Annotated in this window: 9 protein-coding genes and 1 pseudogene; 5 read left to right on the top strand and 5 right to left on the bottom strand. The window is 66.1% G+C overall.

Annotation, left to right across the window (positions count from 1 at the left end; translation table 11 throughout):
• Positions 1 to 33 precede the first annotated feature (33 nt).
• Together nucS and G6N68_RS30990 are read left to right on the top strand one after the other, a co-directional pair.
• A complete protein-coding gene (gene nucS, locus G6N68_RS19925) occupies positions 34 to 705 on the top strand; it encodes an endonuclease NucS (protein WP_163716009.1) in 672 nt (223 codons plus the stop codon).
• Positions 705 to 1,004, top strand: a complete 300-nt coding sequence (locus tag G6N68_RS30990) for an Rv1322 family protein (RefSeq protein ID WP_163716006.1) — start codon at positions 705 to 707, stop codon at positions 1,002 to 1,004. The genes nucS and G6N68_RS30990 overlap by 1 nt, the downstream gene beginning before the upstream one ends.
• Positions 1,005 to 1,024: 20 nt before the next feature.
• Here G6N68_RS30990 and mce read toward each other — a convergent pair whose 3' ends face one another.
• The gene (gene mce, locus G6N68_RS19915) at positions 1,025 to 1,480 is read right to left on the bottom strand and encodes a methylmalonyl-CoA epimerase (protein ID WP_163716001.1); all 456 of its coding nucleotides are present in this window, start codon (positions 1,478 to 1,480) and stop codon (positions 1,025 to 1,027) included.
• A gap of 83 nt (positions 1,481 to 1,563) precedes the next feature.
• Here mce and G6N68_RS19910 point away from each other — a divergent pair, with 83 nt between their 5' ends.
• Together G6N68_RS19910 and G6N68_RS19905 are read left to right on the top strand one after the other, a co-directional pair.
• On the top strand, positions 1,564 to 2,745 hold the full coding sequence (locus G6N68_RS19910) for an acetyl-CoA C-acetyltransferase (RefSeq protein ID WP_163715998.1): 1,182 nt from the start codon (positions 1,564 to 1,566) through the stop codon (positions 2,743 to 2,745).
• Positions 2,746 to 2,878: 133 nt separating this feature from the next.
• The gene (locus tag G6N68_RS19905; protein WP_163715995.1) at positions 2,879 to 3,820 is read left to right on the top strand and encodes a tetratricopeptide repeat protein; all 942 of its coding nucleotides are present in this window, start codon (positions 2,879 to 2,881) and stop codon (positions 3,818 to 3,820) included.
• Positions 3,821 to 3,929: 109 nt separating this feature from the next.
• Here G6N68_RS19905 and G6N68_RS19895 read toward each other — a convergent pair.
• The 3 genes and pseudogenes from G6N68_RS19895 to G6N68_RS19885 all read right to left on the bottom strand — a co-directional run.
• Positions 3,930 to 5,838: pseudogene (locus G6N68_RS19895) on the bottom strand (PE family protein); the annotation flags it as partial.
• A gap of 109 nt (positions 5,839 to 5,947) precedes the next feature.
• Complete coding sequence (gene glgB / locus G6N68_RS19890; RefSeq protein WP_163715986.1) at positions 5,948 to 8,155, bottom strand: 1,4-alpha-glucan branching protein GlgB; 2,208 nt, start codon at positions 8,153 to 8,155, stop codon at positions 5,948 to 5,950.
• An 8-nt stretch (positions 8,156 to 8,163) separates the two neighbouring features.
• Complete coding sequence (locus G6N68_RS19885) at positions 8,164 to 10,248, bottom strand: alpha-1,4-glucan--maltose-1-phosphate maltosyltransferase (protein WP_205351395.1); 2,085 nt, start codon at positions 10,246 to 10,248, stop codon at positions 8,164 to 8,166.
• Between the two features lie 234 nt (positions 10,249 to 10,482).
• Between G6N68_RS19885 and glgP the strand changes: the two genes are divergently transcribed.
• On the top strand, positions 10,483 to 13,068 hold the full coding sequence (glgP, locus tag G6N68_RS19880) for an alpha-glucan family phosphorylase (RefSeq protein ID WP_163715980.1): 2,586 nt from the start codon (positions 10,483 to 10,485) through the stop codon (positions 13,066 to 13,068).
• Here the strand turns inward: glgP and G6N68_RS19875 are convergent.
• Positions 13,055 to 15,055, bottom strand: a complete 2,001-nt coding sequence (locus G6N68_RS19875) for an ATP-dependent DNA helicase (protein ID WP_163718822.1) — start codon at positions 15,053 to 15,055, stop codon at positions 13,055 to 13,057. The genes glgP and G6N68_RS19875 overlap by 14 nt on opposite strands.
• Positions 15,056 to 15,063 lie beyond the last annotated feature (8 nt).

Below are 15,063 nucleotides of genomic sequence, written 5' to 3'. Positions count from 1 at the left end.
CTAATTCGTCAAACAGGCTCTAAGGTGATTCGGGTGCGTCTCGTCATCGCTCAATGCACCGTCAACTACATCGGTCGGCTCACCGCACATCTGCCCTCCGCCCGCAGGCTGCTGCTGTTCAAGGCCGACGGGTCAGTCAGCGTTCACGCCGACGACCGGGCCTACAAGCCGTTGAACTGGATGAGTCCGCCGTGCTGGTTGACCGAAGAGGTCGACGGGGAATCGCCCGTCTGGGTGGTCGAGAACAAGGCCGGCGAACAACTGCGGATCACGGTAGAGGAGATCGAGCACGACTCCAGCCACGACTTGGGCGTCGACCCGGGTTTGGTCAAGGACGGCGTCGAAGCGCATCTGCAGGCGTTGCTCGCCGAGCACGTCCAGTTGCTCGGTGAGGGGTACACGCTGGTTCGTCGCGAGTACATGACGGCAATCGGGCCCGTCGACCTGCTGTGTCGCGATGAGCGGGGCGGTGCAGTTGCGGTGGAAGTCAAGCGCCGCGGCGAAATCGACGGCGTCGAGCAACTCACCCGCTATCTCGAATTGCTCAACCGTGACAGCGTTCTCGCGCCGGTCAAGGGGGTGTTCGCCGCCCAACAGATCAAGCCCCAGGCCCGGACTCTGGCCATTGATCGCGGAATCCGTTGTCTGACATTGGATTACGATCAGATGCGGGGGATGGACAGCGACGAGTACCGGCTCTTCTGATGTCTCGGCGCGGGCGGGGTAAGCCGCTACGGCGCCGCGAGCCGGGGAAGTTCGTGCCGCTGGTGGGGCGCGTCGAAATCGGGCCCGATGGTTACGAATACGAAGTGCGTCCGGTCGCTGCGGCCCGCGCGGTCAAGGTTTATCGGTGCCCCGGATGTGACCACCATATCCAGCCTGGCACACCGCATGTGGTCGTTTGGCCGAATGATCTACCGCAAGCGGTCGAGGAACGGCGGCACTGGCACACCCCGTGCTGGACAAATCGCGCTACCCGCGGCCCGACTCGAAAGTGGTCTTGAGTAGCCGGATTCAGGCGGAACTAGGAAGCGGGCTCGACCAGCTCGATCAAAACGCCGCCGGCGTCCTTGGGGTGGATGAAGTTGATCCGGGAGTTTGCCGTGCCGCGGCGGGCCCGCTCGTACACGAGGCGGACGCCCTGGCTGCGCAGCCGTTCACAGATCGCGTCGAGATCGCGAACACGGCAGGCCAGCTGTTGGATGCCCGGGCCGCGCTTGTCCAAGAACTTCGCGATGACCGATGACTCGTCTAGCGGGGCCATCAGCTGGATCTGTGCTGTGGAACCCGGCACGGTCAGCATTGCCTCGCGGATGCCCTGGTCCTCGTTGACCTCCTCGTGCACCAGGATCATGCCAAGGTGGTCGTTGTACCACTCGATTGCGGCGTCGAGGTCTGGGACCGCGATGCCGACGTGATCGAGCCCGGTAACCAGCGAGGTACCCAGAACCTGACGGGCGTCAACTTGATCGGTCGTCACCCCTTAACGGTAACCTCGTTATAAAGAATCTGTCTCTACCGGGTTCTCCGGACAGGCTGTTCCCGTGCGCTTAGGAGGAAGTTGTGACGACGTCGGTGATAGTTGCTGGAGCACGGACGCCTATCGGGAAATTGATGGGTTCGCTGAAGGATTTCAGTGCCAGCGACCTGGGTGGCATCGCCATCAAAGCCGCCCTGGAAAAGGCCAATGTGCCCGCTTCGTTGGTCGAGTACGTGATCATGGGCCAGGTGCTGACCGCGGGGGCCGGTCAGATGCCCGCTCGCCAGTCTGCCGTTGCCGCAGGCATCTCCTGGGATGTGCCGGCGCTGACCATCAACAAGATGTGTTTGTCCGGCATTGACGCGATCGCACTGGCTGATCAGCTAATTCGCGCCGGTGAGTTCGACGTGGTGATCGCCGGGGGACAGGAATCCATGACAAAGGCCCCCCACCTGCTGATCGACAGCAGGGCGGGCTACAAGTACGGCGACGTCAAGGTTTTGGACCACATGGCTTATGACGGGCTGCACGACGCGTTCACCAACCAGCCAATGGGTGCGCTCACCGAGCAGCGCAACGACATCGACCAGTTCACCCGTCAGGAGCAGGACGAGTACGCTGCCTCGTCGCACCAAAAGGCCGCTGCCGCTTGGAAAGACGGCGTTTTCGCCGACGAGGTTGTCCCGGTGAGCATTCCGCAGCGCAAAGGTGATCCCTTGCAGTTCAGCGAGGACGAAGGCATTCGCGCGAACACCACCGCTGAGTCCCTTGCCGGTCTCAAGCCGGCGTTTCGCAAGGACGGCACCATCACCGCCGGGTCCGCCTCGCAGATTTCCGACGGAGCGGCCGCGGTTGTCGTGATGAACAAAGAAAAGGCCCAGGAGCTGGGGTTGAGTTGGCTGGCCGAGATCGGTGCGCACGGTGTGGTCGCCGGACCGGATTCGACGCTGCAATCGCAGCCGGCCAACGCGATCAGGAAAGCCCTTGGCCGCGAAGGCATCTCGGTGGACCAACTCGATGTCGTGGAGATCAACGAGGCATTCGCCGCAGTGGCTTTGGCCTCAACGAAGGAACTTGGCGTGAACCCCGAGATCGTCAACATCAATGGTGGCGCAATCGCGGTGGGGCATCCGATCGGCATGTCTGGGGCGCGAATCACGCTGCATGTGGCGCTCGAGTTGGCACGCCGTGGATCGGGCTACGGAGTGGCCGCGTTGTGCGGCGGCGGCGGCCAGGGCGACGCACTGATCCTGCGCGCTGGTTAACTCGTCAGTAGCTTTGCTAACAATCCGCGGACACGGTGTCCGCGATGGCCGTTGTGATATTGGTCATACGGTGGAAAAACAGGCCCTGCCCCGGGTGGATAACTGATACGCGGTGCGTGTCAGACTTGATGATGTGACACGTCCGCGACCCCCAATCGGACCCGCCCTGGCTGGTGCGGTCGACTTGTCCGGTCTCAAGCAACGAGCTCAACAGAAGGCCGCGGCGAGCGCGGCAGGCCCTGCGTCATCGGCAGATGGTGGCTCGAGCGGTCCAGGCGACCCCGGCACCTCGACGATCACGCAGATCACCGAAGCCAATTTCGAAGACGACGCGATCCTGCGGTCCGACGAAGTCCCCGTGGTGGTGTTGTTGTGGTCACCGCGCAGCGACGTGTGCGTCGACCTGCTCGAAACGCTGTCCGGTTTGGCGGTTGAAGACCAGGGAACGTGGTCGTTGGCGACGGTCAACGTCGACGCCGCGCCCGCGGTCGCCAGGGCGTTCGGCATCCAAGCGGTGCCGACCGTGGTGGCTTTGGCTGCGAGACAGCCGATCTCGAGCTTCGAGGGGAGCCAGCCGCCCGACCAACTGCGGCGGTGGGTGGACTCCTTGGTTTCCGCCACAGCCGGGAAACTCAAGGGCCCGCGGACTTCTCAGCAGGCCGAGGTCGACCCGGCCGTGGCACAGGCGCGTCAAGAACTCGACGATGGGGACTTCGACGCGGCCCAACGGTCATATCAGGCGATTCTGGACGCAGATCCGAACAACGCCGAAGCGAAAGGCGCCCTTCGGCAGATCGAGTTCCTTACCCGCGCTACTTCTCAGCGACCGGACGCCGTAGCCGTGGCCGACGCGGCACCAGACGACATCGATGCCGCCTTCGCCGCGGCCGACGTGCAGATCCTCAACCAGGACGTCACTGCGGCGTTCGATCGTCTTATCGCCTTGGTACGGCGCACATCTGGTGACGACCGCAATAAGGTGCGCACTCGGCTGATCGAGCTCTTCGAACTGTTCGATCCCACCGACCCTGAGGTCGTCGCGGGCAGGCGTAACCTCGCCAACGCGCTGTACTGAGCGAACAGGCTGGAAAAAAAGGCCCTTTGGCGTCTGCTCGCGTCCCGCCACGCGGTTCCTATGGCCCGGTGAGGCCGTCGATCCCGGGCAGGCCGAAGATGCCGCCGTTGCCGGCCGCGCCGCCAGGACCGCCCGCACCGGGTGTTGCGCCGCTGCCGCCATTGCCGCCATTGCCGCCGTTGCCAATCGTCTGAGCGTTACCGCCCGCGCCGCCGGCCCCGCCGGACTTCGTCCCGTCTACTGCGTTCCCGCCTGCGCCGCCGTTACCGCCGTTGCCGATGAATCCGGCGTTGCCGCCGCGGCCACCCGTCCCGCCATTGCTGTTGATGGCCAATCCGCCGACGCCACCAGCGCCGCCGTCGCCGTAAATCAGGCCCGCATTGCCACCGTTACCGCCGGCGCCGGCTGTGGCACCCAGTCCGCCGGCTCCGCCGGCTCCACCCCAGCCGACAAGCTGGCCCGCGTTGCCTCCGGCCCCGCCGGCCCCGCCAACCGAGCCGCCATCCAGACCGGAGCCCCCGGTGCCTCCCGAGCCGCCGGAGCCGAACCATCCGCCATTGCCGCCGGCACCTCCCGCTCCGGCCACTAGACGGCTATAACCGCCAGCACCGCCCGAGCCGCCGGAGCTGAACACCCCCGCCGTTACCGCCGGCGCCGCCCGCGCCGCCCTTCCCGGCTGTTGTGGAACTATCGGCCCGGTTGCCGCCGCCACCGCCGTCGCCGCCGCTGCCGCCGGGGCCGAATAGGCCCCCCGTGCCGCCATTGCCGCCACTGCCGCCGTTGCCGGCGAAGGAGTCCTTTCCGGCGGCGGTGCCCCCGCTGCCGCCGATGCCGCCTGGGCCTCCGGAACCGAATAGTCCACCGGCACCGCCAACACCGCCGGCCCCGCCGGCCCCGGCGATCCCATTGTCATCGAAGCTGACCCCGCCGTCTCCGCCGGCGCCACCGGCACCACCCGAGCCGAACAATCCGCCGTTGCCGCCCGCGCCGCCTGCGCCGCCGGCGGTGCCATTCGGGCCGCTAGCGCCGATGCCACCGGCGCCGCCCGCGCCGCCGTGACCGAACAAGATTCCGCCGGCGCCGCCGGTCCCACCGGCCCCGCCGGCACCCTCGTCAGCTCCCCACCCGCCGGCGCCGCCCGCGCCGCCATTGTTGAACAGGCCACCAGCCCCGCCGGCCCCACCGGTGCCGCCGGTTCCGGAATCGGTTGTGAACCCGCCCTGGCCGCCCGCGCCGCCAGTGCCGAACAACTCAAAGAATCCACTGCGGCCGCCTGCCCCGCCGACGCCGCCTCCGTCCAGCCCAACCCCTCCGGCACCGCCCGTACCGCCGGAGCCGAACAGGATGCCAGCGCCGCCGGCGCCTCCGGCCCCGCCCAGACCGCCGATGCCAACGCCCCCGGCGCCGCCAGCGCCACCCACTCCGAACAGAATTCCGCCGGCCCCGCCCGCACCGCCCGCGCCACCGTTGCCCGTCGTGCTGTCGCCGCCGATCCCGCCTGCTCCACCGTTGCCGAACAACCCGGCCGCTCCGCCGGCCCCACCGGGCAGGCCGGGCGCGCCAGACCCGCCATTGCCGCCATTGCCGTACAAGATCCCGCCGGCGCCGCCGTTTTGTCCGGTGCTGGGCGCGCCGTTGGCCCCGTTACCGATCAGCGGGCGCCCCAGCAACAGCTGGGTGGGGGTATTGATCAGATTCAGAAAGCCGTCCAACGGCCCAGCGGCGGCGGCTTGGGCGGCGGCGGCCTCCGCGGTGGCGTAAGAACTGGCCCCGGCGCTCAAAGCCTGCACGAACTGGCTGTGAAAGCCTGCGGCCTGGGCGCTGATTGCCTGATAGGCCTGGCCGTGTTGCCCGAAAAGTGCAGCTACTGCCAGCGATATCTCGTCGGCCCCAGCGGCTAGTAGTTCGGTCGTCGAGGCGGCGGCTAGAGAGTTTGCCTGGCCGATGGCCGTTCCGATTCCGGACAAATTGGTTGCCGCCGCGGCGACGGCTTCGGGCGCGGTGATCAAGAACGACATGGACGGTACCTCCCAGGTTAGCCAGCCGGGACCGTATTTAACCACCACGTAAACGAAAATCGGCGGTTTTTTGAACACAAATTGGCTAATTCATCCGAAAAGGCAGAAATCAGTGTTGCGCCGGCGTCGGCTCCAGCCAGATCGCCGACAGCGGCGGCAGCACCAGCACCGCCGACGCGGGACGGCCGTGCCATGGGTCGTCGGTGGCTTCGACACCGCCGAGGTTGCCCGCACCGGCACCGTTGTAGACGGTGGCGTCGGTGTTGAGGACCTCACGCCAGCGACCGGTGGCCGGCAGCCCAACTCGGTATCCGCTGTGTTCGGCGCCCGAGAAGTTGAATACGCAGGCCATCACGGACCCATCGCTTCCGTACCGCAGGAAGCTCAGGACGTTGTTGCCGGAGTCGTTTGCGTCGATCCAGGAGTAGCCATCGGGCGTGCTGTCTTGACTCCATAACGCTGGGTGGCTGGTGTAAATGCGGTTGATGTCCCCGACGAGGCGCAGGATTCCGTTCGAAAAGCCTTGCTCGTCCAGCTGGAACCAATCCAGCCCATTTTGTTCGGACCATTCGGCGCGCTGGCCGAATTCCTGGCCCATGAACAACAGCTGCTTTCCAGGGTGAGCCCATTGATATGCGAGCAGGCTGCGCAGCCCAGCGGCTTTGTTGTGATTTGAGCCGGGCATCCGACTCCAGAGTGTGCCCTTGCCGTGCACCACCTCGTCATGGCTGAGCGGCAGCACGTAGTTCTCGCTGAACGCATACAGCATCGAGAACGTGATCTCGTGGTGGTGGTAGCTGCGGTGTACCGGATCGTGCTGCAGATAGCCGAGCGTGTCATGCATCCAGCCCATATTCCACTTCATGGAAAAGCCAAGTCCGCCAAGGCTTGTCGGCCTCGTCACGCCCGGCCACGAGGTGGATTCCTCGGCGATGGTGACGATGCCCGGCGCCTTCTTGTGCGCGGTGGCGTTCATTTCCTGCAGGAACTGCACAGCTTCCAGGTTCTCGCGCCCGCCATAGATGTTCGGGGTCCAGCCGCCCTCTGGACGCGAGTAGTCCAGGTAGAGCATCGAGGCCACCGCGTCCACCCGTAGGCCGTCGATGTGGTATTCCTCCAACCAATACAAGGCGTTGGCGACCAGAAAATTACGCACCTCTGGACGTCCGAAGTCGAATACGTATGTGCCCCAATCCAGTTGCTCACCGCGCTTGGGGTCTGAGTGCTCATACAACGGTGTTCCGTCGAACCGGCCCAGCGCCCACGCGTCTTTCGGAAAGTGTGCCGGTACCCAGTCCACGATGACGCCGATGCCCGCCGCGTGGAGCGCGTCAACGAGCGCACGAAAATCGTCGGGTGTGCCGAATCGTGAGGTGGGGGCGTAGTAGGAAGTGACCTGATATCCCCAGGACCCGGCGAACGGGTGCTCGGCGACGGGAAGCAGCTCGACGTGGGTAAAGCCGTGTTCGGCAACGTATTCCGTCAACTCCTTGGCCAGCTGGCGGTAACTCAGGCCGGGTCGCCACGAACCGAGATGGACCTCGAGGGTGCTCATCGGCTCGAACACCGGATTGCGCTGGGCACGTTGCGTCATCCAGTCGTCGTCCGCCCAGGTGTAGTTGCTCACCGTCACCCGCGACGCCGTCTGCGGTGGCACCTCGGTGGCGAACGCGAACGGGTCGGCCCGCTCGGTGACCACGTCATCGGCGCCGTGGACCCGGAACTTGTACAGGCCGTCGGTGGGGAAGCCCGGCCAGAACAGTTCCCACACTCCGGAGGAACCCAGCACCCGCATGGGCGCCTCGTTGCCGCTCCAGCCGTTGAACTCGCCAATCAGGCTGACGCCCTTGGCATTGGGTGCCCAGACGGCAAAGGACACCCCGGTCACCGTGCCGTCGGCTGTGGTGAACGCACGTGGATGCGCGCCGAGCACCTCCCACAGCCGTTCGTGGCGGCCTTCGGCGAACAGGTGGAGGTCGACCTCGCCGAGCGTGGGCAGGAATCGGTAAGCGTCGGCGATGGTGTACGGCTCGGCACCTTCATAGCTGATTTGCAGCCGGTAGTCGATGAGATCGGTGAACGGTACAGCTACCGCCCACAACCCGGAATCGAGGTGTTTGAGCGGGAATTGGTCGCCACCGACGAGGGCGACGACGCTGGCCGCGTGCGGACGCAGTGCCCGAATCACCGTATGGTCGCCGTATTCGTGCGCGCCCAAGATGCTGTGCGGATTGTGGTGTGCGCCGGCCACGAGGCGAGCCACCTCGGCCGGATCAGGTGCCAGGTGTGTCCCGGCGAGTTGGTCGGCGCGGCTCATGGGGCCACTCACCTCCTGCGCAATAGCGTGCTTCGAGCTTCGGGTGGGATGAGCGGCATGTTGATGATGTGGGCGACCGCCTTACCCGGGTCGAGGCGGATGTAGTTGGCCTGCCCCCATTGGTATTCCTCGCCGGATATCTCATCTCGCACCCAAAACCGGTCGTATGTCTCCATACCCAATGCCGCCATGTCTAACCACAGCGTCGACTCCTCAGGCCCGAAAGCGTTGAGCGTCACCACCACCAGCACGCAGTCGCCAGTGGTCGGGTCGAACTTGCTGTAGGCCATCAAGGCGTCGTTCTCCAGGTGGTGGAAATGGATGTTGCGTATCTGTTGCAGCGCCGGGTGCAGACGCCGAATTTCGTTGAGCCGGGTGATGAAAGGCTCCAGGGACCTACCTTCGGCGAGGGCACCGGCGAAGTCGCGTGGCCGCAATTCGTACTTCTCGGAATCCAAGTACTCTTCGCTGCCTTCCCGCACCGCACGGTGCTCGAACAGCTCGTAACCGGAGTACATCCCCCATGCCGGACTCATCGTGGCGGCCAGCACCGCCCGGATCGCGAACATGCCCGGTCCGTTGTGCTGCAGTATCGCGTGCAGGATGTCCGGGGTGTTGACGAACAAGTTAGGCGTGCGGAAGTCGGCCAGTGCCGCTATGTCATTACCGAATTCGGTGAGCTCCCATTTGGCGGTGCGCCAGGTGAAGTAGCTGTAGGACTGGGTGAAACCGAGCTTGGCAAGGCCATACTGTCGGGCGGGCGGAGTGAACGCCTCGGACAGGAACAGCACGTCGGGGTCGACGGACTTCACCTGATCGATCAGCCAGGCCCAGAAGTTCGGCGGTTTGGTGTGCGGGTTGTCGACCCGAAAGAACTTGACGCCGTGGTCAACCCAGTGCAGCACCACGCGCAGCACTTCGTCATAGAGGCCGGCCGGATCATTGTCGAAGTTGAGCGGGTAGATGTCTTGATACTTCTTCGGTGGGTTTTCCGCGTAGGCGATTGTGCCGTCGGGCAATTCGGTGAACCACTCCCGGTGCTCGCGGGCCCACGGATGGTCCGGCGCGCATTGCAGCGCCAGGTCCAGGGCCACCTCCATGCCGAGCTCACGGGTCGCGGCGACGAAGTCGTCGAAGTCGTCGATGGTGCCCAGTTGCGGGTGAATGGCGTCGTGCCCACCTTCGTCGCTGCCGATCGCCCACGGCGATCCGACGTCTCCCGGGGCGGCGGTGGGGTTGTTGTTGCGGCCCTTGCGATGCACCTTGCCGATCGGGTGAATCGGGGGCAGGTAGACCACGTCGAATCCCATGTTGGCGATGCGGGGCAGCTGCTCTTTGGCCGTCGCGAAGGTGCCGTGCACCGGGTTTCCGTCGCTGTCCCAGCCCCCGGTGGAGCGCGGAAACATCTCGTACCACGAACCGAAGCGGGCCAGCGGCCGATCTACCCAGACGCCGAACTGTTGGCCTCGGGTCACCAGATCCCGCAGCGGATACTGGGCCAGGATTTCCTCGATGTCGGGCGCGAGCGCCCGCGCGGAGCGCGTCACCGGGTCGCCGGGCGTCCGTAATGCCGCGGCAGCCTCCATCAGCGGCCAGCGCTGCGCCCGCGGCACTCCCGTCGCGGCCCTTTCCAACAGCGCAGCGCCAACCAGCAAATCGTTGGAGAGTTCCTTCTCGCCCTGACCGGCGTCGAGTTTGGCCACCAGACCGTGTCGCCACGTGTGAATCGGGTCCCCCCAGCCGTCCACCCGAAAGGTCCATAAACCGACCTTGTCGGGGGTGAACTGGCCGTGGAAAACGAATGGCTCCAGGCCCATCGTCATCGGCAACAGCTGCGGTTTGACCCGTGCCTCGACCGGGCCGGTCTCATGCCTCGTTTCAGGCGCCTGGACCGCCTTGGCGTGTCGCACGTCGGTGACGTGTGGGTAGCGAGGGCCCAGGTAACGCACCACCAGCGTCGCCGCGACTGCCTCGTGCCCTTCCCGCCATACCGCGGCCCGGACCGGAATTACCTCGCCGACGACCGCTTTGGCCGGGTATGCGCCGCACGAGACGACGGGTTGGACGTCATCGATCTCGACACGACCGGGCACCCAATCACTCCTTTGATTCTCCTGCTCCTCCTTGGCCCGCAACGCGGGTTGCATCGTCGCCGGAGGATTGCCTGTAGTTCGTTAGGCCGGACGGCTGCCTCTTTGCGTCTTACGCGCCCCTATTGCGCCCATACCCACCCTAGTGTCCGACCACACCCGCGAGGCCCCAAGCTGTGCCTCACAGTTCGGGCGCAAAGGGTGCGCGTGTCGGCTGCCTCAGTAAGGTAAAGACGCGTGAAGGCCCTTCGTCGGTTTACCGTCCGTGCCCACCTACCCGACCGTCTCGCCGCCCTGGATCAGTTGTCGACCAACCTGCGGTGGTCGTGGGAGAAACCGACCCAAGACCTGTTCGCGAGCATCGACCCGGCGCTGTGGGGACGGTGCGGCAACGATCCGGTAGCGCTGCTGGGCGCGGTGACGCCCGCGCGCCTGGACGAGTTGGCCCTGGATGAGGAATTTCTGCGGCGCCTCGACGAACTGGCTGCCGACTTGAACGACTACCTGACCCGTCCGTTGTGGTATCAGCAGCAGGCGGAATCCGGTGCCGCACTGCCCACCGGGATCGCCTACTTCTCCATGGAGTTCGGCGTCGCCGAGGTGCTGCCGAATTACTCCGGCGGCCTGGGCATCCTCGCCGGGGACCACCTCAAGGCGGCGTCTGACCTGGGCCTGCCGCTGATCGCCGTTGGTCTCTACTACCGCTCCGGCTACTTCCGGCAGTCCCTTTCCGCCGAGGGGTGGCAGCTGGAGAACTACCCGTCCCTGGACCCGCAGGGTCTGCCGCTGCGGCTGCTCACCGATGCCGACGGAAACCCCGCGTTGGTCGAGTTGGCGTTGCCGGACTCCGCACAGCTGAGGGCGCGTATCTGGGTGGCGCAGGTGGGCCGCGTGCCGCTGCTGTTGCTCGACTCCGACGTTCCAGAAAACGAACACGATCTGCGCAGTGTCACCGACCGCCTGTATGGCGGCGACCAAGAGCATCGCATCAAGCAGGAAATCTTGGCCGGAATCGGCGGGGTTCGCGCGATCCGCGCCTACACCTCGATCGAAGGGCTGCCCGCGCCCGAGGTCTATCACATGAACGAGGGGCACGCGGGATTCCTCGGCATCGAACGCATTCGAGAGCTGATGACCGACTCGGGGCTCGACTTCGATACCGCGCTGACCGTCGTGCGGTCCAGCACGGTGTTCACCACCCACACCCCAGTTCCCGCCGGCATAGACCGGTTCCCGGTGGAGATGGTCGAACGTTACTTCGCCGATGCCGCGCCTTCGCTGCTACCGGGCGTGCCCACCGAGCGGGTCCTTGCACTCGGGGCCGAGACCGACCCGACCAAGTTCAACATGGCTCACATGGGTCTGCGCCTGGCGCAACGGTCCAATGGCGTCTCGCTGCTGCACGGCCGGGTGAGCCGAGCCATGTTCAACGAGCTGTGGCCGGGTTTCGACGGCGGCGAAGTACCGATCGGGTCGATCACCAACGGCGTGCACGCCCGCAGCTGGGCCGCGCCGCAGTGGCTGCAGCTGGGCCGCGAACTGGCCGGGTCCGACTCGTTCAGCGAACCCGCCTTATGGCTGCGACTGCAACAAGTCGATCCCGGGCACCTCTGGTCGATACGGTCGCAACTGCGTGCACTGCTAGTCGAGGAAGTCCGGCGGCGGCTGCGCCAGTCCTGGCTGGAGCGCGGGGCATCCGAAGCCGAACTAGGTTGGATCTCTTCGGCTTTCGACCCTGACGTGTTGACGGTCGGTTTCGCCCGCCGGGTTCCGACTTACAAGCGGTTGACACTCATGCTGCGCGATCCGGCTCGGCTCGAGCGACGGCTGCTCGACCCGGAACGGCCCATTCAACTGATCGTCGCCGGGAAGTCGCACCCCGCAGACGACGGGGGCAAGGCGCTTATTCAGCAGGTGGTTCGCTTCGCCGACCGGCCAGAGGTGCGGCATCGAATTGCCTTTCTGCCCAACTACGACATGTCGATGGCCCGGATGCTGTACTGGGGCTGTGACGTCTGGCTGAACAACCCGTTGCGGCCGTTAGAGGCTTGCGGCACTTCAGGAATGAAGAGCGCGCTCAACGGCGGGTTGAACCTGTCGGTCCGCGACGGCTGGTGGGACGAGTGGTACGACGGGGAAAACGGTTGGGAGATACCGTCTGCCGACGGTGTGGCCGACGAGAGCCGGCGCGATGACTTGGAATCCAATGCGTTGTACAGCCTGCTCGAAGAAGCGGTAGCGCCGAAATTCTATGAGCGTGACGAACGCGGTTTGCCGCCAAGGTGGTTGGAGATGGTGCGGCACACCCTGCAGACGCTCGGCCCCAAGGTGCTGGCATCCCGCATGGTGCGCGACTACGTCGATAACTACTACGCGCCCGCGGCGCAGTCAGGACGCCGGACCATCGCGGCCCCTGAGGGCGGCAACGAATTCGACGCTGCCCGTGAGCTCGCCGCCTACCGACGCCGAATCGAAGAGGCCTGGCCCAAGGTCAAGATCACCGACGTCGACAGCACCGGTCTGCCGGATACTCCACTGCTCGGCTCGAAGCTGACCCTGACCGCGACCGTTCAACTGGCCGGCTTGGCGGCCGATGAGGTGACGGTGCAGGCGGTGCTGGGCCGGGTGGATTCCAACGATGTGCTGCAGGAGCCGGTCACCATCGAGATGACCTACACCGGCAGCGCCGAGGGCGGCAGTCAGGTCTTCTCGACGACGACGCCACTGCCGTTGGCCGGCTCCATCGGCTATACGGTGCGGGTGCTTCCGCGGCACCCGATGCTGGCAAGTGCCGCCGAGTTCGGCTTGGTCACCCTGGCTTGATAGCCGCGTCCGCTCGCGCCAACCGGGTGAGCGCCGCGCGGACCTGCTTGGGATCGGTGGTCGGCCAGAACGGGGGCAACGAGGCCCGCAGGTAGCCGCCGTAGCGGGCGGTGGCCATCCGCGAATCCAGCACCGCCACCACGCCGCGGTCGGTGACCCGACGCAGCAGCCGTCCCGCCCCTTGTGCCAGCAGCAGCGCGGCGTGGCTCGCGGCGACGTCCATGAAGCCGTTGCCGCCGCGGGCGGCCACCGCGCGTTGACGGGCACTCAGCAGCGGGTCGTCGGGTCGCGGGAAAGGGATGCGATCGATCAGGACAAGCGACAGCGACGGCCCCGGTACATCGACGCCCTGCCACAGCGACAGCGTGCCGAACAGCGAGGTTTCCGGGTCGGCGGCGAACTGCTCGACGAGCGCGGAGGTACTGTCGTCGCCCTGACACAATACCGGCGTGTCCAGCCGTTCGCGCATGGCTTCGGCGGCCGCCCGCGCGGCTCGCATCGACGAGAACAGCCCCAGCGTGCGCCCTCCGGCGGCCGCAACGAGTTCGGCGATTTCGGTCAGCTGCTCCGCCGACCCGGTTCCGTCGCGGCCCGGTGGTGGCAGGTGCGCGGCCACATAGAGAATTCCCGACTTGGCGTGCTGGAAGGGCGATCCCACGTCCAGCCCCCGCCAGGGCGGGGCCTCGTCCTCCCGCCCCGTCAGGCCCCACGCCGCGGCCATCGCATCGAACGAGCCGCCCACGGTCAGCGTCGCAGAGGTCAACACCGTCGTGGAACGGGTAAAGACCTGTGTGGCAAGCAATCCGGCCACCGACAACGGCGCCACCCGCAGCACGGCGCGCGGGGAGCCGCGGTTGTCCTCGTGGTCGAGCCAGACGATGTCGGTGCGGTCCGGAATGGCGGGTGTGAATGACGTGAGAATGCGTGACGCGGTGTCGGAGATCTCGGTCAGTGCTGCCGCGGCTTCCGCGCGCGCCGCGGCCGCCTTGGCGTCGCTGGTGCTGTCGATCGCCGAGCGGGCCGCGCTGGCGGCGTCCCGCAGCGCGGCCAGGTACGTCGCCAATTCCTGATCCAGATAGTCGATACGGCCCGGTGTCGCATCGTGGATCGCCGAGGCGAAGGTGGTCGACGCCGCCTCCAGTCGCTCGGTCAGTTCCGAGCTCACCAGCCGGGTGATCCGTCGCGTGGCGACACTGAGCGCGGCCGACGTCAGTTCGGCGGTGGCCACCGAGGTCACCCGGTCGGTCAGTTCGTGGGCCTCGTCGACGATCAGCAGTGAATGTTCCGGTAGCACAGCGCTTTCTGAGACGGCGTCGATGGCCAGCAACGCGTGATTGGTGACGACGACGTCGGCGTGGCCCGCGGCGTTGCGCGCGCGTTCGGAGAAGCACTCCGCGCCGTACGGGCAACGCGCCACCCCGATGCATTCGCGGGCCGACACGCTGACCTGCGACCAGGACCGGTCCGGCACGCCCGGTTTCAGGTCGTCCCGGTCGCCGGTGTCGGTCGTCGACGCCCATTCGGTGAGCCGTTGCACGTCGCGGCCCAGGGCGCTGACCGCCATCGGATTGAACAGTTCCTCCTGCGGCGGTTCTGCTTCCTCGCCGGAACCGCCGCCATTAATTTTGTTCAAGCACAGATAATTTCGACGGCCCTTGAGCAACGCGAACTCCGGCCGGCGGGGCAGCGCGTCGGCCAGTGCATCGGCCAGTCGAGGCAGGTCTCGATCGACGAGTTGACGCTGCAGCGCGATCGTCGCCGTCGACACGACAACCGGAGCGTTGTCGGTGACCGCGCGGACGATCGCGGGGACCAGGTACGCCAGCGACTTGCCGGTTCCGGTGCCAGCCTGCACCACGAGATGTTCGCCGGTTTCGAAGGCATGGGCGACCGCATTGGCCATCTCCACCTGACCGCTGCGTTCACTGCCGCCGAGGGCCGCCACGGCGATGGCGAGCAGTTCGGACACGGACTCGGACACGGGGATTGCTCGAT

This window comes from Mycobacterium bourgelatii (genome assembly GCF_010723575.1).
Classification (GTDB): Bacteria; Actinomycetota; Actinomycetes; order Mycobacteriales; family Mycobacteriaceae; genus Mycobacterium; species Mycobacterium bourgelatii.
The sequence above is the reverse complement of the archived record's forward strand: the minus strand, read 5'-3'. Positions and strand labels throughout refer to the sequence as shown.